This is a genomic window from Streptomyces sp. NPDC058469, assembly GCF_042721125.1.
In the GTDB taxonomy this organism is placed as follows: domain Bacteria; phylum Actinomycetota; class Actinomycetes; order Streptomycetales; family Streptomycetaceae; genus Streptomyces.
Genome location: NZ_JBHXME010000006.1, coordinates 47086 through 62459, shown reverse-complemented (window position 1 = coordinate 62459; position 15374 = coordinate 47086). Strand labels below are relative to the sequence as shown.

Annotated in this window: 14 protein-coding genes; 3 read left to right on the top strand and 11 right to left on the bottom strand. The window is 70.0% G+C overall.

Annotated elements, in window-relative coordinates; translation table 11 throughout:
• Window positions 1–47: 47 nt before the first annotated feature.
• The 5 genes from ACFWP5_RS05700 to ACFWP5_RS05680 all read right to left on the bottom strand — a co-directional run bounded on the left by ACFWP5_RS05700 (window position 48) and on the right by ACFWP5_RS05680 (window position 5117).
• Window positions 48–647: an ATP/GTP-binding protein gene (locus ACFWP5_RS05700; RefSeq protein ID WP_384150716.1), complete on the bottom strand. Its 600-nt coding sequence runs from the start codon at window positions 645–647 to the stop codon at window positions 48–50.
• Window positions 631–987 carry a DUF742 domain-containing protein gene (locus tag ACFWP5_RS05695; RefSeq protein ID WP_033286270.1) on the bottom strand — a complete coding sequence of 119 codons (357 nt, stop codon included), beginning with the start codon at window positions 985–987 and terminating at the stop codon, window positions 631–633. Before ACFWP5_RS05695 ends, ACFWP5_RS05700 begins: the two co-directional genes overlap by 17 nt.
• Window positions 984–1412 carry a roadblock/LC7 domain-containing protein gene (locus ACFWP5_RS05690; RefSeq protein WP_043681265.1) on the bottom strand — a complete coding sequence of 143 codons (429 nt, stop codon included), beginning with the start codon at window positions 1410–1412 and terminating at the stop codon, window positions 984–986. The genes ACFWP5_RS05695 and ACFWP5_RS05690 overlap by 4 nt, the downstream gene beginning before the upstream one ends.
• Complete coding sequence (locus ACFWP5_RS05685; protein WP_384150712.1) at window positions 1409–3682, bottom strand: nitrate- and nitrite sensing domain-containing protein; 2274 nt, start codon at window positions 3680–3682, stop codon at window positions 1409–1411. The genes ACFWP5_RS05690 and ACFWP5_RS05685 overlap by 4 nt, the downstream gene beginning before the upstream one ends.
• A 256-nt stretch (window positions 3683–3938) precedes the next feature.
• Window positions 3939–5117 carry a DUF5685 family protein gene (locus ACFWP5_RS05680; protein WP_384150709.1) on the bottom strand — a complete coding sequence of 393 codons (1179 nt, stop codon included), beginning with the start codon at window positions 5115–5117 and terminating at the stop codon, window positions 3939–3941.
• Window positions 5118–5450: 333 nt separating this feature from the next.
• Here ACFWP5_RS05680 and ACFWP5_RS05675 point away from each other — a divergent pair, with 333 nt between their 5' ends.
• Entirely contained in the window at window positions 5451–5891 is a 441-nt protein-coding gene (locus ACFWP5_RS05675) for a cell division protein SepF (protein WP_019059292.1), read from the top strand.
• 62 nt (window positions 5892–5953) lie between these two features.
• Here ACFWP5_RS05675 and ACFWP5_RS05670 read toward each other — a convergent pair whose 3' ends face one another.
• Window positions 5954–7150, bottom strand: coding sequence for an acyl-CoA dehydrogenase family protein (locus tag ACFWP5_RS05670; protein WP_384150705.1), 1197 nt, complete (start codon window positions 7148–7150; stop codon window positions 5954–5956).
• 261 nt (window positions 7151–7411) lie between these two features.
• Window positions 7412–9013, bottom strand: coding sequence for an MFS transporter (locus tag ACFWP5_RS05665; protein WP_384150703.1), 1602 nt, complete (start codon window positions 9011–9013; stop codon window positions 7412–7414).
• Window positions 9014–9273: 260 nt separating this feature from the next.
• Here ACFWP5_RS05665 and ACFWP5_RS05660 point away from each other — a divergent pair, with 260 nt between their 5' ends.
• Window positions 9274–10467 carry a hypothetical protein gene (locus ACFWP5_RS05660; protein ID WP_384150700.1) on the top strand — a complete coding sequence of 398 codons (1194 nt, stop codon included), beginning with the start codon at window positions 9274–9276 and terminating at the stop codon, window positions 10465–10467.
• A gap of 238 nt (window positions 10468–10705) precedes the next feature.
• Window positions 10706–11743 carry a phosphatase PAP2 family protein gene (locus tag ACFWP5_RS05655; RefSeq protein ID WP_384150696.1) on the top strand — a complete coding sequence of 346 codons (1038 nt, stop codon included), beginning with the start codon at window positions 10706–10708 and terminating at the stop codon, window positions 11741–11743.
• A gap of 98 nt (window positions 11744–11841) precedes the next feature.
• Here the strand turns inward: ACFWP5_RS05655 and ACFWP5_RS05650 are convergent, their stop codons facing one another.
• From ACFWP5_RS05650 to ACFWP5_RS05635, 4 genes are all read right to left on the bottom strand, one after another.
• The gene (locus ACFWP5_RS05650; RefSeq protein ID WP_384150693.1) at window positions 11842–12057 is read right to left on the bottom strand and encodes an I78 family peptidase inhibitor; all 216 of its coding nucleotides are present in this window, start codon (window positions 12055–12057) and stop codon (window positions 11842–11844) included.
• A 262-nt stretch (window positions 12058–12319) separates the two neighbouring features.
• On the bottom strand, window positions 12320–13321 hold the full coding sequence (locus ACFWP5_RS05645) for a helix-turn-helix transcriptional regulator (protein ID WP_384150690.1): 1002 nt from the start codon (window positions 13319–13321) through the stop codon (window positions 12320–12322).
• Between the two features lie 97 nt (window positions 13322–13418).
• Window positions 13419–14720 (bottom strand): ABC transporter substrate-binding protein, encoded by a 1302-nt coding sequence (locus ACFWP5_RS05640; protein ID WP_384150687.1) that lies wholly within the window; start codon window positions 14718–14720, stop codon window positions 13419–13421.
• Complete coding sequence (locus ACFWP5_RS05635) at window positions 14689–15273, bottom strand: hypothetical protein (protein WP_384150684.1); 585 nt, start codon at window positions 15271–15273, stop codon at window positions 14689–14691. The genes ACFWP5_RS05640 and ACFWP5_RS05635 overlap by 32 nt, the downstream gene beginning before the upstream one ends.
• Window positions 15274–15374: the final 101 nt, after the last annotated feature.

Genomic DNA, 15374 nt, shown 5'->3' with positions numbered 1-15374 from the left:
GCAGACCTGTGGGGGGCCGAGTTCGCGGCCCGGCCCCCTGCTCCCGTCTACCGCGACAGGGCGGCCGTACGGCGTCGTGGTGTGGCCCGGACGCCGATCACCCGATCCATCAGCGCCCCCAACACGTCCCGCACAGAGCCCCGTTCACGTGCGTCGCACTCCAGCACAGGCACATCCGCACCCAGCCCCAACGCCTCCCGCACCTCGTCCACGTCGAACCGCTCCGCCCCGTCGAACCGGTTCACCGCGAGGACGAACGGCGCGCCCTGCGACTCGAAGTAGTCGACCGCTGGGAAACAGTCCTCGATCCGCCGGGTGTCCACGAGGACCACCGTGCCGAGCGCACCCTCCACCAAGTCGTCCCAGAGGAAGGAGAACCGGTCCTGCCCGGGCGTCCCGAACAGATACAGCGCGATCGTCGGGTCGAGCGTGATCCGCCCGAAGTCGAGGGCGACGGTCGTGGTGGTCTTCGCCTCGACGCCCACCAACGAGTCGACACCGACCGAGACTTGGGTGATCGCCGCCTCCGTGTCGAGGGGTTCGATCTCCGAAATGGCCCCGATGAACGTGGTCTTGCCGACCCCGAGGCCGCCGCTGACCACGATCTTCACGGCCAGCGGCACGATCTTGTCAGAGCGCCCGGACATGGTCCCTGATCCTTTCGAGCATCGGGAGCGGCAGCTCCGCGGGTTGCCGGCAGGCGAGTTGCCCGGCGACGACGAGGTCGGAGATCAGCACCTTGGCCACTCCGAGGGGTACGCCGACCCGGTGCGCCACCTCGGCGACGGTCGTCGGCTGTTCGCACACCGCGACGATGTGGCGCCGCTCGAAGGCCAGCGACGGATCCGGCACGCCGACGGCGACGACCAGCGTCTCCAGGCGCAGATCGGCCTGGAGAGGCTCGGACCGGCCGCCGGTGATGATGAACGGCCGGACGAACGTCGCGTCCTCGTCAGGTTCTACGTCCCTGGGCTGTTCACCGTTCACCGTGGCAACGCCTGCCGCAGATCGGCGATGAGCGTCGGCGTGAGCAGATCACCCGCCCGCTCCGCGAGCACCGCCATCTCGTAGCCGACCAGGCCCAGTTCACCGCTGCTGTCGGCGAGGACACCGAGACAGCTGCCGTCCCGGATCGCCGAGACCAGCAGGAAACCGCGCCCCATCTCGATCATGATCAGCTTGACCCCGTCGAAGCTGTACCGCTTGGACGCGCTGCGGGCCAGACTGCTCAACCCCGAGACGATCGCGGCGAGATGGTCCGCCTCGGTCCGCCCGAGCCCGTCCGACACGGCGATCAGCAGCCCGTCGGAGGAGACGGCGACCGCGTCGCGTACGCCGTCGGTGCTCTTGACGAAGTTGGCGAGCAGCCAGTTGAAGGTCTGCGAGTCGTGCTGGGTGTCGACAGTGGTCACTTGACGTCACCCTCGTTGTGTCCGGCGGACTTCCTGGCCTTTTCCTTCTCCTTCTCCTTCTCCACGCTGATGCCGCCGCGCATGTGGGCGCTGCGCAGGGTGGAGAGCATTCCGGAGACCTGCTCGGGGCTGCGGTCGGTGGTCGGTCCGGTGGGCGCCGGGCGGCTGGGCCGGTCCGTCTCGGTGACGGCCTCCGAGATCGCGCTGCGCTGGGGGCGCTTGACGAGTCCGTTGCGGGTGCGGGAGGCGGAGGTGCCCTTGGCTCCCTTGTTCTCGACCCTGTTCTCGACGGGCTTCGACTCGGCCGCTACGGTCATCGACTCGACGGCGTCCTCCTCCTTGCGCGGCGCGGGCAGCACCGACTGGTCCGCGGCCTTGCCCTGCGGAGCCTCCGTCAGCAGCCCGGCGGGGATCAGTACCCGGGCGACCACACCGGCCGCCGGTGCCTCGCCGAGCCGTACCTCGATACCGCACTTGCGGGCGAGCGCGCCGACCACGAAGTGGCCCAGGAACCGGGTGGGTTCGGCCATGAAGCTGGCCGTGCCGGAGAGTCGTACGTTGGCTTCGGCGAGTGCCTGGTTGTCCATGCCGAAGCCGTGGTCGACGATCGCGACCAGATAGCCGGCGCTGGTGCGCCGTCCCTCGATCTCCACATCGGAGTCCGGCGGCGAGAAGCTCAGCGCGTTCTCCACCAACTCGGCGAGCAGGTGGGCGATTTCGACGACGACGGAGCCGGTGACGAACGCCGGCTCGATCCGGCGCAGGGTGACCCGGCGGTACTCCTCGACCTCGGACAGCGAGGCGCGCAGTACGTCGTTGATGGCCAGCGGGGTGGACCAGGGGCGGGGGCTGGACTCTCCGGCGAGCACGAGGAGGCTTTCGGCGTTGCGGCGCATACGCGTGGCCAGGTGGTCGAGTTCGAAGAGGTTGGCGAGGGTCGCGGGGTCGGCGTCCTCGTGCTCCAGCTTGTTGATGAAGCTGATCTGACGGCGCACCAGGTTCTGGTTGCGACGCCCCAGGCTCACCAGCGAGTCGGTGGCGTTGCGCCGCAACACGGCCTGCTCGGTGGCGAGATCGAAGGCGGACCGCTGCACCCGGTCGAACGCCTCGGCCACCTCCCGGACTTCGGCCCCCGCCCGGTCGGCGAGGGCGAGCGGAGCGGGCGGCTTCGGTGCCTCCCCGGACGACCCGTCCTGTACGGCGGCCACGGCCTGCGGCAGTCGGCTGCCGGCCACCTCCCGTGCCTGCCGGGCGAGTTCGACGAGCGGCGTGGAGACGGACCGTACGCAGTCGAGGGCCAGCGCGGCGAGCGCGGCTACCGTGCCGAGGGCGAGCAGCAGGAACAGCAGCAGGTCGCGCTGGGCCGAACTCTCCAACTGGGCGGCGCGGTTCTCGACATCGGTGCCGAGGGTGATCTGTACGCTCCGCATCCCGTTGATGGTGGAGGTCGTCGAGTCCCACCAGGCCATGGCCGGGATGGCACTCGACTTCAGCTTCCCGGTGCCGTGCACCGCCTTGCTCTCGTACGCCAGCGTGCGCTCGGCGTCGGGCGTGGTCAGGGCGGTGTTCAGACGCCGCTCCTGTACGGCGGTGGCCGACCGCGGGAAGGCGTCGAGGGCGGCGAGGCGCCCGGCGCGGATCTCCATGAACCGGCTGTAGTCGTCGCCGCGGAACTTCCCGGCGCGCACCGAGCCGAGCACGATGGCCCGCTCCTCGCCGGTGAACTCCTTGGCGTTGCCGAGGACTTGGAGCGCCTGGTAGGCGTCGCGCAGGTTGCCGTCGTGAACGTCTTCGAGGCCTAGGTCGAGCCGGTCGAGGACGGTGATCGTGGTGGTGAAGTAGTCGAAGGTGTCCTTCACCACGCCGGTGCCGTCGTCGGCGTCCTTGCGGATGCCGGCGAGGCCGTCGAGCCGGCCGAGGGACTCGCGCACGGAACCGGCGGCCGAGTCCTCACGCCCCTTCAGAGCCACGTCCAACTGCTCGCGCGCGGCGTCGGTCGCCTTGCGCTGCACGGGCAGCTTGGCGCTGAACTGCCGGACGCCGCCGACGTATCCGGTGGTGAGTCCGCGCTCCTTCTGCAGTTCGTGCACGAGTCCCTGGAGGGTGATTTCCAGGCGGGCGTTGTCGGCGGTCGCGGAGGCGTTGCGATAAGCGGAGATCTGGTCGGCGGCCGCGATACCGAGCAGTGCGAGCAGGACCGCGAGGGCGAGGATCAGAATCCTCAGCAGCCTGGTGCGGATGCTGGTGGTCGCTTTTGTTGTGACGTCCACTGAAGTGCCTTAAGTGGGTGGCGAGTTGATCGGGAGTCGAACCTGGGGCAGAAATGGTTCTGCGCCCGCCCAACGACACTCACGGCACACCGGTCACCGGATCATGTTTTTGTTTTACCGACCTGAAACAGGATCAGCCCGACCCCGCAGGTCAGCCATGATCCCTAAGCGGCACGTATACAACGGCGGTGACGGCACGTCACGGTCGGCGGGTGGCGGCACCCGTAACGGTCAAACAGGTGACTGCCCGTCCCGTTCAGCAGTCGCAGCACGACAGACATTCACAACATTCGCAGCACTCGCACGCGTCACAGCACGAGCAGTCGCAGCTCGAACAGCATCCCTCGCGCCGCCGCCCCGACCACGGCCCCTCGAACTCGTCGGCACAGCACACCTTGCAGGTGCAGCACAGCCCGAGGGCGACGGCGCACCCGGCCCAGAAACCGCGCCTGTCGGGCCGCGGGGGCTCACCGCCGTAGGGATGGCCGGGATTGCCAACGCGCCGGGGATCGTCCGGCACGTAGGGGCTCCGGGGCGGCCCGAAGGCGCCCTGCGGGTCCGGCCCGTGTCCGCACGACTGGGTGCCGAAGGCCCGGTCCACGGAGCGCCCCAGTTCGTGCGCGAGCAGCAGATGCGCGAGCTTGGCGTCGACGAACTCGGCCTCGCGCAGCGCGAGCCGTATCCCGTGCAGCGCGTCGTCGGCGAGCCGCCGGGCCTCCGTGAGCGGCGTGCCGGTCGCGGTGAGGGGGTTCCAGGCGCCCGACGCGGCGTCAGTCTCCTTGTCCTCCACGGCGTCCAGGAGATGCGCGAGCCGACCGAAGAGGCGCCCGGCCTCGGCGAGCGGTGCGGCGTTGCCGGGCCGTCCGGCCAGGATCGCGGTGTGCGCGAAGGCGGCCGCGGTGGCGGTCTCGGTCGGTTCGGTGACGGTCAGGATCGGCGTTCCGATCCCGGCCAGGACCTCGATGCCGAGCTGCCGGTCCACCGCGTCGACGAGCACGGCGGCGTCGAACCCGACCGCGGAACCGGTGCGCGCCCCGGCCCGCCCCCAGCTCCCGGCGACCCGCCGCGCGGCCAGCGCCACCGGCCTGCGGGCCAGCAGCCCGTCCCCGTCGGCGACATGGTCACGCACCTTGGCGGAGGCGAGCACCAGCGAGACGGCCGCCGCGAGCCGCGCCCCCTCGCCCTGCGCGACGGACGCCGTCCGCATCCCGCGCAACGGGCAGGGCCCGGCCGTACGACGCCATCCGCCGTCCGCGCGCTCGACCTGGGCCTCCGTCAGGACCGAGAGGAGCAAACCATCGTAATTGGTGACAACCCTCGCGAACTGCCCGTGATCGCCGCGCAGCGCGAGACACAGCCCGCACAAATGCGCCATCCACTGGGTCTTGAGGTTCTCACCGAGTCTGTGACTGCAAGGCCGGACCATTCCGAACACGACAACCCCCCGTGGCGTGAACGACATCTGACAGGGCATCCGGAGATCTATATGGCATCTGACCGGGCGTTGAGCAGCCGCATCGCATCGACCACTCCGTTCACCCGTACGCACCAGCCGTCACCCGGACGCCGGGAAGAATCATATTTCACTCTCAGTCAGCAGCCTTGTCCAGCAACACCCTTGATACACGGGGGCCCTCGACGTATTGGCTGTGCACCAGTAGCGTCACAAACCCCCCGCGCGGCGTCTATCCACTTGGCGCGCGATCCGCATCATGGATGACCATAGGGATGCGGAAAGCAAGTAAGACCGCTGTGAGAGGAGGCGTCCATGGGATCGGTACGCAAGGCGAGTGCTTGGCTTGGACTCGTTGACGACAACGATGACGAGCGTTACTACGACGACGACTACTCCGAAGGGACCGAGCAGCCCGGGGATGCCTGGGTCACGGATCCGCGAGTGAAGGTGGCCGAGGACGTCGCCGAGGTGAAGGGCCGGCGGATCGGCACGGTCACCCCGGACAGCTTCCGGGACGCCCGTGCCATCGGCGAGCTGTTCCGGGAGGGGGTTCCGGTGATCGTGAACCTCACGGCGATGGAGGCGACCGACGCCAAGCGCGTGGTCGACTTCGCGGCCGGCCTCACCTTCGGCCTGCGCGGCACGATCGAGCGGGTCGCGAACCGGGTCTTCCTGCTGACCCCCGCCAACACGGAGATCGTCAGCGGCGACCCCGCCGTGCGCCGTGAGGACGGTTTCTTCAACCAGAGCTGAGGCAGGGCCGCTCATCGGCCCTGCCTCCCGCAGGGTTGAACCGAGCCCGGGGTCTCCGGTGTCTACCGGAAGGCGTCGAGTCCGGTGAGCGCCTTGCCCAGCACGAGCTGGTGCATCTCGACGGTGCCCTCGTACGTGAGCACCGACTCCAGGTTCGTCGCGTGCCGCATCACGGGGTACTCCAGTGAGATCCCGTTGGCACCGAGGATCGTCCGTGCCGTACGACAGATCTCGATGGCCTCTCGTACGTTGTTGAGCTTGCCGAAGCTGACCTGCTCGGGACGCAGGCGCCCGGCGTCCATGCGCCGCCCCAGGTGATGGGCGAGCAGAATCCCCTTGTGCAGTTCGACCGCCATGTCGGCGAGCTTGGCCTGGGTGAGCTGGAAGCCACCGATGGGCCGCCCGAACTGCTCCCGAGTCTTCGCGTACGCGACCGCGGACTCGAAGGAAGCGCGCGCGGCGCCCATCGCACCCCACACGATTCCGTAACGAGCGTGCGACAAACAGCTGAGTGGCCCCTTCAGCCCTACGACCTCCGGCAGCACGGCGTCGGCGGGCAACCGCACGTCGTCGAGGACGAGTTCGCTGGTGACGGATGCGCGGAGTGACCACTTGTGCTTGATCTCGGGCGCGGAGAAGCCGGCGCTGTCGGTAGGCACGACGAACCCACGGATGCCGTCGTCGCTCTGTGCCCATACGACGGCGACCCCGGCCACCGACCCGTTGGTGATCCACATCTTGCGCCCGTTGAGGACCCAGTCGCCGCCGTCGCGCTTGGCGTAGGTGCGCATGGCGCCGGGGTCGGAACCGTGGTCGGGTTCGGTGAGCCCGAAGCAGCCGATGACGTCACCGGAGGCCATGCGCGGCAGCCACGCCTGCTTCTGCTCCTCGCTGCCGAAGCGGTGGATGGCGTACATCGCGAGGGACCCCTGCACGGACACGAGCGACCTGATCCCGGAGTCGGCGGCCTCCAACTCCAGGCAGGCGAGCCCGTATTGCACGGCGGACGCACCGGCACAGCCGTATCCGCTGAGCGACATCCCGAGCGCCCCGATGCCACCGAGTTCCCGGGCAAGCTCCCGGATCCCGGGCAACTCCCCCTTCTCGTACCACTCCGCGACGTACGGCAACACCCGGTCGGCAGCCCACGCCCGCACGGTGTCCCGGATCGCGAGGTCCTCGGGGTCGAGCAGGTCGTCGATGCCGAGGGGGTCGGCGGGGTCGAAGGGGGGCAACTTCGGGGACGGGGACGCAGCCATGACACAGCCTCCGGCACTAAAACTATCACCGCTAGTTACGACAACGGGCCCGACGTTACGACGCCCGGTGCCACGCGTCCAGAGCCCGCAGCCCGCAGCCCGCAGCCCGCAGCCCGCAGCCCGCAGCCCGCAGCCCGCAGCCCGCAGCCCGCAGCCCGCAGCCCGCAGCCCGCAGCCGCCAACGGCGGGGCACCCCCACAGGACACGCTCACCCCTCGATTGCCCGTAAACGGGTGGTGCGTGGGTGGGAGAGGTTGTTGTTCAGGCTGAGACGCGGGACTGGGCGACTTCCCTGGGGGCAGGGACCGTGGCCAAGGGCGCCTCGCACTGCATGATCCGCGGCAACCGCAACGCCATCACCGCCCCCAGCAACAGCAACCCCGCGCTGACAAGCAACGTCACGTGCAGGCCGTGGACGAAAGCGTCCCGTGCCGCGTGACGCAGGGCCGCACCACGCACCCCGCCAAGACGCCCGGCAACGTCATACGCCTCGCCCAGCGAATGCCCCGCAGACGCCGACGCGGACGCCGGTACACCGGGAACGGACGACAGCCCGGGCGCGTACGCCGCGTTCATCACGCTGCCGAGAAGCGCGATGCCGATACCCGCGCCGAGTTGGTACGAGGTCTCACCGATCGCCGCCGCACCCCCCGCCTGGGCCGGCGGCGCCTCGCTCAGCATCGACTCGTACGCCCCGAAGAGCGTCATCTCCAGACCGAACCCGAGCAGCAGGAACCCGAAGAGCAGCAGCCCCGCGTTGTCCCGCCCACCCATCGCGGTCAGCGTCAGCACCGAGACCGCGGTAAGACAGAAGCCGAAGCACACCATCCGACGCGGCCCGAAACGCCGGAGCATCCGCGCCCCGAACAACCCCGCCGCCATCGCCGCGAACGTCAGCGGCAGCAGCCGTAGACCCGTCTGGAGAGGCGACAACCCCAGCACCAGTTGCAGGTACTGCGCCGCGATCAGCTCCAGGCCCACCAGTGCCAGCATCGCCAGCACGATGCAGCCCACGGACGTACTGAACGCCGGCCTGCGGAACATCTTCAGGTCCACCAGCGGATGCGTACGGCGCCGTTGTCGTCGTACGAAAAGAGCCAGCAGCACCGCGCCCACGAGCAGCGGAGCCACGGTCCACCCGCTCTCCACGGGCTCCCCGCCTCCGAGCCGCTTCACGCCGAAGACGACGCCGAAGAGACCGCCCGCGGCCATGAGCGCGCCGACGATGTCCCACGGGCCGTTGCGGTCGCCGCGGGACTCGGGGAGCAGGAGCCGGCCGATCGGCAGGCTGATCAGCATCAGGGGGATGTTGACGAGGAAGACCGAGCCCCACCAGAAGTGTTCCAGGAGGAAGCCGCCGAGCAGCGGGCCCACCGCCGCGCCGACCGCCGCCACCGCGCTCCACACGCCGATCGCCACCGCCCGCTCACGCCGGTCGGGGAAGACCTGGCGGAGGATCGACAGCGTGGCCGGCATGATCATCGCGCCGCCGACGCCGAGCAGCGCCCGCGCGAGGATCAGGACCTGGGCGTCATGGGCGAGGGCGGCCAGCCCGGAGGCGATGCCGAAGAGGCCGTAGCCGAGAAGGAGAATCCGCCTGCGGCCCACTCTGTCGCCGAGCGTGCCGAAGAGGATGAGGAGCGAGGCGCAGACCAGCGGATAGACGTCGACGATCCAGAGCAGCTCTATCGCGCCGGGCTTGAGGTCCTCGGTGACGGCGGGCACCGCGACATGGAGCACGGTGGCGTCGAGGGCGACGAGGAGCAGGCTGACGCAGAGGACGACGAGGACGACCCAGCGGTTGGCACCGGCCCCGGCGGCCCGACGGCGCAGCGCTGCGGCAGCCATGGTCGTCCCGGACATGTACTACCTCCCAGATGTTCCCTCGCGTTCGGCGGGGCTCACGGGGTGGGGACTCCCCGTGACTGCGGCCGGAGAGGAGCGGTGTCTCCGACCCGCGCAACGAAGGCGAGTGAGCCGTCAGCGTACGCGAGTTCACGCCAATGCCACGTGGCGGACCTCTCACACTCTCCGGAGAACACGTGTGGCGTACACCACTCGCCCTTCCGTGGACCACGCCCCGCCGGGCCTGCCGGTTCCGCGCTCCCTCGATAATCGGGTCCGTGACCGATCTTGCAGCACCTCTGCGCCGGGCGGCCCCGGCTCTTCTCGGGTACGCCGCCGTCCGCGCCCTGGGCCTGGTGGTGCTCGCGGTGTGGAGCGCGGCGCGCGGAAAGAGCGCCCACACCTTGCTGACGGCGCGGTGGGACGCCCTCTGGTACACGCGGGTCGCCGACCTCGGTTACGGCTACGAGGTCCGCCTCCCGAACGGCGACGTCCACTCGAACCTCGCCTTCTTCCCGCTGTTGCCCTGGCTGGAAAGGTTCATGCACGCGGTGTCCCCGCTGTCGTACGCCGACGGCGGTCTCGTGGTGAGCCTGCTCGCCTCGCTCGCGGCGGCCTGGGGGATCTTCGCGGTCGCGGAGCATGTCTACGGCCGTAGGAATCAAGAAGGGCGCGAAGCGCGGCCTTGGAAGGGTGGCGGCGGGAGACGGGTGGGCGTGTGTGCCGTACTTCTGTGGGCCGTGCTGCCGGTCGGGATCGTGCAGTCGATGGCGTACAGCGAGTCGCTCTTCACGGCACTCGCCGCCTGGTCCCTGTACGCCGCCCTGACCGACCGCTGGCTGACGGCGGGCACGCTCGCGCTACTGGCCGGTCTGACACGGCCCGTGGGGCTCGCCGTGGTCGCGGCGGTGTGGGTCGCGGCCATCACCTCTTTCGTGCGGGACCGCAGCACGGAACCCGCCCCCGGCGCGCGAAGCTGGCAGCGCGCCCTCGGGATGGTGCTCGCGCCCCTGGGCGCCGCCGGATACGTCCTGTGGGTCGGCCATCGCACGGGCAAGGGTCCGCTGGGCTATCTCGACGTGCAGGCGGGCTGGCGCAACGGTTTCGACGGGGGCGCCGCCTTCGCCCGTTTCGTCGGCGACAAGTTCACGTCGTTCCCGTCGGCCCTGGCCGGGGTGGGGCTGATCGTCGGGGTCGGGCTGGTGATCTGGCTGTACGTCGTGGGTGTCCGCCAGGGCCAGCCGCTGCCTCTCCTGGTGTACACGGGTGTCGTCACCGCGCTCGCGCTGTGCGCGTCGAGCTACTTCGGCTCGAAACCGCGCCTGCTGATGCCCGCCTTCCCCCTGTTGCTCCCCCTCGCGCTCGCCCTGGCCCGGCTGCGTACGTCCAGGTCAGCGTGGGTGGTGGGCGGTGTCGCGGCGGCATCGGCCGTGTACGGCGCGTTCTGGCTGAACGGCTCCGGTCCCCCATGATCCACCCGTCACACTCCATGAGCGCTCGGCCAATTCCACCCCAGCATTTGGTGAACTAATTCATAAGGGCCATAAAACTCGACCCCGGCATGATCAAAGGAATTGAAGGACGGAGCCGTCCAGGATTGCGGAATCATCGGAAATAAACCTGCGCCTGAGAGCTTTCCCACATCACATCGTCATCACAAAGCCGCTGATTCGACAGGGATCCACACTCACTCGCTGTAACGTCGATTGGGTGCGTACCGAACGAAACCTCACCCGTCTGGACCGGGTGTTCGCGAGGCTGGACCGTGAACCGGAACGGCCGGCCAACATCGATGTGCCGAAGATGAGCCGGCACAGGGTCGTGCTGTTCGCGGCGACCCTGGCCTTCTATCTGGCGATCGTGTGGCTTGTCGTGACCACGTCCTGGCTGGTCCGGTTCGACTGGCAGGTCATGTTCTTCCGGCCGTACCAGCAGTGGGCGGGCATCCACTGGTTCGTCGACTACTACGTGGTCCTCGGCCAGCGCGGCCCGACCGCGGTGATGGTCGCGGCCTGGCTGGGCTGGCGCTCCTGGCGGCAGCACACGCTGCGCCCGCTGCTGACCCTGGGCACCTTGCTGCTGCTCCTGAACATCACGGTCGGCGCGGCCAAGCTCGGCATGGGCCGTCTCGGCCCGCACTACGCCACCGTCATCGGCTCGAACGAGATGGGTCTGGGCGGCGATATATTTCCCAGCGGCCACACCGCCAACGCGGTCGTGACCTGGGGAATCCTGGCGTATCTGGCCTCCACGCCGGCGGCCCGCCGCTGGCTGTCCGCCGCGTCCGCGGTGACCTCGCTCGGCGTCGGTCTCGCCACGGTCTACCTCGGCACGCACTGGCTGAGCGACGTCCTGCTCGGCTGGGCCGCCGGTCTGCTGGTTCTGCTCGCCCTCCCGTGGTGCGAGCCGCTGATCGCCCTGGCCGAAACCCAAATCTTCGACCTGCGCGACCGCTGGCGCGCCCGCCGCGGCCGTACGGCGCCCGCTCCGGTGCCCGCCTCCCCGGTCACCGCGCCGGTACTGCTCAAGCCGCGCGCCTCCTCCTCGGGCGACGAGGTCCCGGCGGCCCGCGAGACGGTCACCGCGAGCCGCTCCGCCCGGCCGCCGGTCCACCTCGCCCCGGGCCCGCACACGACCCGCTCGGAGCGCACCCCGGTCACCCCGGTCGGCAGCCGCCGCCCGCCGCACCCCGACCGCGTCGCGCGCGGCACCAACCCGGCCACGGCCCGCCCGGTGCCGGGCGGCTGACGACCGCACCAGACCGCGGGGCCGGTACGCACAACCATCCCCGCATCAAGAAGGCCCCGGTTCCGCCAGCGGAACCGGGGCCTTCGTCACGTCCGCGCTCAGCCCTTCCAGGCGCGCGTCACCGTGCCGTCCTCGACCTCGAAGTTGAGCCGTCCCACGCGGAACTCCATGGTGATGATCGCCCCCGGCGGCAGCGACCGCACGGTCGTCCACCCGCGCTCCCGCGCGAGCCGCTCGGCCTCTGTCGCGTCGAGGCCCACATAGCTGTTCGGACTGTCCTGGGGCTCTGCCGGTGGAGTCGGAATGGATGCCATGCCCGCCACGCTAGCCCCTCTTGCGCTCTCTCCGTCCCTCTCCGGTCACACTTCTGTCACAGGATCAGGACGTGTGTTTTGTTCTGCCTCCCTCACACGTATGAGCGGTTCCGTACGTCTTCCGCAGGCATTCGAACGTAATTCCCGCATGTCGGTCCGGCTCGCCGAATAGCCCGGCGGAAAGTGCCGCGAGAACCGGTCCGGCGCCCCTTTCCATTCCGATTCCGTGCGGTACGGCGGGAGCTGACGCCGCATAAGAGTTTCACCGTTTCAGCACAGAATCGCCGTGGGCCCCCGGGCCGTGCCGGTCCAGCGCCCGGGACAGCCGGTCCCGGGCCGTCCTGATCGTCTCGGTCAGCTCGACGGGCTCCAGGACCTCGAAGTCGAAGCCCATCATCATCACGTGGATCACCATCACGTCGAGGTTCGGGGCCCCGGTCCGCAGCAGGCAGGCGTCCGGTCCGTCGGCCTCCAGCGTCCCCGCGGACGGTGAGATCCGCTGGACGGCCTCCTGGAGGGGCACGAGCAGCCTGACGACGGCGTGCGAGGCGTACGCGCGCGTGGAGACCCCTTTCGAGACGTGCGCGGCGAGGTCCTCGGCCGGTGGCTCGCGCGGGGTGAAGCGCGGGCCGTGCGGCGGCCTCGGTGTGACGCGGTCGACGCGGAAGGTGCGCCAGTCCTCGCGGTCCAGGTCCCAGGCAACCAGGTACCAGCGGCGCTCGGTGCACACCAGGCGGTGCGGTTCGACGCTGCGGCGGGTCGGGGTGCCGTCGTGGCTCTCGTAGTCGAAGCGCAGCCGCTCGGCGTCCCGGCACAGGGCGGCCAGTTCGGTCAGTACGGCGGGGTCGACGGCGGACGGCAGCGTGTTGTGCAGCATCGGCACGGTGAACGCGTTGAGGGCGCCCACCCGGCGGCGCAGCCGGCTCGGCAGCACCTGTTCGAGCTTGGTGAGGGCGCGTACGGAGGTCTCGCCGATGCCCTCGATGCCCTGCCCTGCGGCGGTGCGCAGCCCGACGGCCACGGCGACCGCCTCGTCGTCGTCCAGCAGCAGCGGCGGCAACTCGGCGCCCGCGCCCAGCTGGTAGCCGCCGCCCGTGCCGGGGCTGGCGTTGACCGGGTACCCCAGCTCACGCAGCCGGTCCACATCCCGGCGCACCGTACGCGCGGTGACCCCGAGCCGGTCGGCCAGGTCGGCGCCGGACCACTCGCGGTGGGCCTGGAGCAGCGAGAGCAGGCGCAGGAGTCGTGCCGAGGTCTCCAACATGGTCGAAGTCTCCATCAAGGACGGCCTGTGTCGAGGACGGCCCTGTGCCGACGGCGGCCCTGTGCCGACGGCGGCCCTGTGCCGACGGCGATCTGCGTCAAGGGCGGTATGGCAGTTGCGGCACGTCGAAACACGTGCGGTTCATGTCCCCTTGCGCGACCCATCCCTTGCCGTCCTGCCAACGGGCCACCGACAGACATGTCCTGCGTGTCGTCGGCGGTCCGGCGAGCCGCTCGAAGGAGACGGGAACCAGCAGGCCGTCGGCGGTGTAGTTCTCGCTCCGGTTCATGAAGCCGTCGACGCACGCGCGCGTGACGCCCGTCCTCGTCTTCGCACACAACGTTGCCGCGTCCGTGAACCACCTCGCGGCCGCCCACCCCTCCAACTGCCACTGGGAGTGCGTCTTCAGCCCCTTGGTCGCGTCCCGGAACTCCCGTACGGCCGCCTGGGAGGTGTCGTCGAAGTCGCGGCTGGACCCGGTCGCCCACAGGGCGTTGCGGCAGCGCGGGGCGTCCTTGTAGTCCTCGGGGACGGTGGACGTCCAGTTCTGTACGTTCGTCACCTTGGCGATGACGTTCGCGCCGACCTGGTCCATCGCCTCGCACAACTGGGCGTTCCCATGCGTGTCGATGGCGTCGAAGACGAGGTCGGCGCCCTGCTGCTTCAAGTCCGCCGCCACGGCACGGAAGTTGGGCAGCGCGAAGTCGACCTGCTCGGTGACGACCTTGTACCCCTCGGCCTTCAGCCCCTGCTCGACGAGCCGCGCGTAGGCGGCGGACGCGGCCTGGTTGTACGACACGACGGCGGCGGTACGGGCACCCTGCCGCTGCTTGAAGTACCGGTAGACCTCCGTGCCGCCGTACAGCTGCCCGCCCCAGCCCGGTGTGCCGGCGCGGGGCGCGAGGCTGCCGTAGATGCCGTACAGGTGCGGCCAGGTGTCGTAGGCGGCCCCGATGGGCTGGCCGCCGATGTCGGGCACGCGCGCGTGGGAGACGCGGGAGGCGCCCGCGTAGTCGAGGGCGGTGGTGGCGACCAGGGCGACGACCCTGTCCTCGTCGACCAGCTGGTGCACGCACTCGTTGTTGCCGACACCGCTGCCGCCGTCGTCGCACAGGCGCACCTGGACCGGGTGTCCGTCGATGCCCCCGCGCGCGTCGAGGCGGTCGAAGTACGCCTTGGCGCCGTCGCGGGGGCCGGTGAAGGTGTCGCCGCCCACCGGGCTGGTCGCGCTGGTGATGATGCCGACCCGGATCGGCGTGCCGCTGCTGGCCGCGGGCGCAGGGGTGTTGCCGTGCTCGAAGTCGCTCTCCGGGAGGCGGCTGCCGCAGGCCGTGCCCCCGAGGAGCAGCAGCACCGCGACAGCGGCCTCAGCAGCCCGCCCCGGGCGACTGCGAGGCATCGCCGCTCAACGCCACCAGCGCGCACAGGGTGTTGACGGACACCTTCCAGGTGCCGTCCTGTTCGACGCTCGTCCCTGAGGCGTTCGGCAGGGCGGTGGCGCCGTTCAGGGTCAGGCTGTATGTCACGGTCGCCTTGGTCGCCGAGGTGAACTCGACCTTCTGGACGTCCGCCTGGACCTGCCCGCCGCGCTTGTCGCCGCTGAAGGCCTTCAGGACCGGGCCCATCTGCTCGCCGTTCTCCAGGACGGCCTGTTTGTCCTGGGTGGAGGCGGCCGGGTCGAAGAACTTCTTCCAGTTGGCCTTGATCTGTGTGGCGGCGGCCGGGTCCGCGGGCGCGGTCGCCGGTGCGCTCGTCGTCCGCTCGACGGACGGGGTGGGCGGTGACGCGCTGCCGCTCCCGCCGCCGCTGTCGTCGCTGCAGGCCGCCAGGGCCGGCCCGAACACGAGGACCAGGGCGGCCGCCACAGCCGAAGTGCCCCGCCCCCGCCCTGAGTTCCTCGTGTTCCTCGCGTCCCTCGTGTTCCTTCGCCTGAGGTCGCTCCCGAGAACCATCTGGCTCACCGCCGGGTGTCGTTCCGGGCCGTGCTCGCCCGGTGTTTTCAGGTCAGGTGTCAGAAGGCATAGTGCAAGCCATTGGCTGGCATGGACAGACA

Coding starts and splice junctions, on each gene's coding strand:
- ACFWP5_RS05670 (WP_384150705.1), bottom strand. CDS start 7,150: ATGGCTGCGTCCCCGTCCCCGAAGTTGCCCCCCTTCGACCCCGCCGAC.
- ACFWP5_RS05645 (WP_384150690.1), bottom strand. CDS start 13,321: ATGTTGGAGACCTCGGCACGACTCCTGCGCCTGCTCTCGCTGCTCCAG.
- ACFWP5_RS05700 (WP_384150716.1), bottom strand. CDS start 647: ATGTCCGGGCGCTCTGACAAGATCGTGCCGCTGGCCGTGAAGATCGTG.
- ACFWP5_RS05640 (WP_384150687.1), bottom strand. CDS start 14,720: ATGCCTCGCAGTCGCCCGGGGCGGGCTGCTGAGGCCGCTGTCGCGGTG.
- ACFWP5_RS05650 (WP_384150693.1), bottom strand. CDS start 12,057: ATGGCATCCATTCCGACTCCACCGGCAGAGCCCCAGGACAGTCCGAAC.
- ACFWP5_RS05675 (WP_019059292.1), top strand. CDS start 5,451: ATGGGATCGGTACGCAAGGCGAGTGCTTGGCTTGGACTCGTTGACGAC.
- ACFWP5_RS05665 (WP_384150703.1), bottom strand. CDS start 9,013: ATGTCCGGGACGACCATGGCTGCCGCAGCGCTGCGCCGTCGGGCCGCC.
- ACFWP5_RS05635 (WP_384150684.1), bottom strand. CDS start 15,273: ATGGTTCTCGGGAGCGACCTCAGGCGAAGGAACACGAGGGACGCGAGG.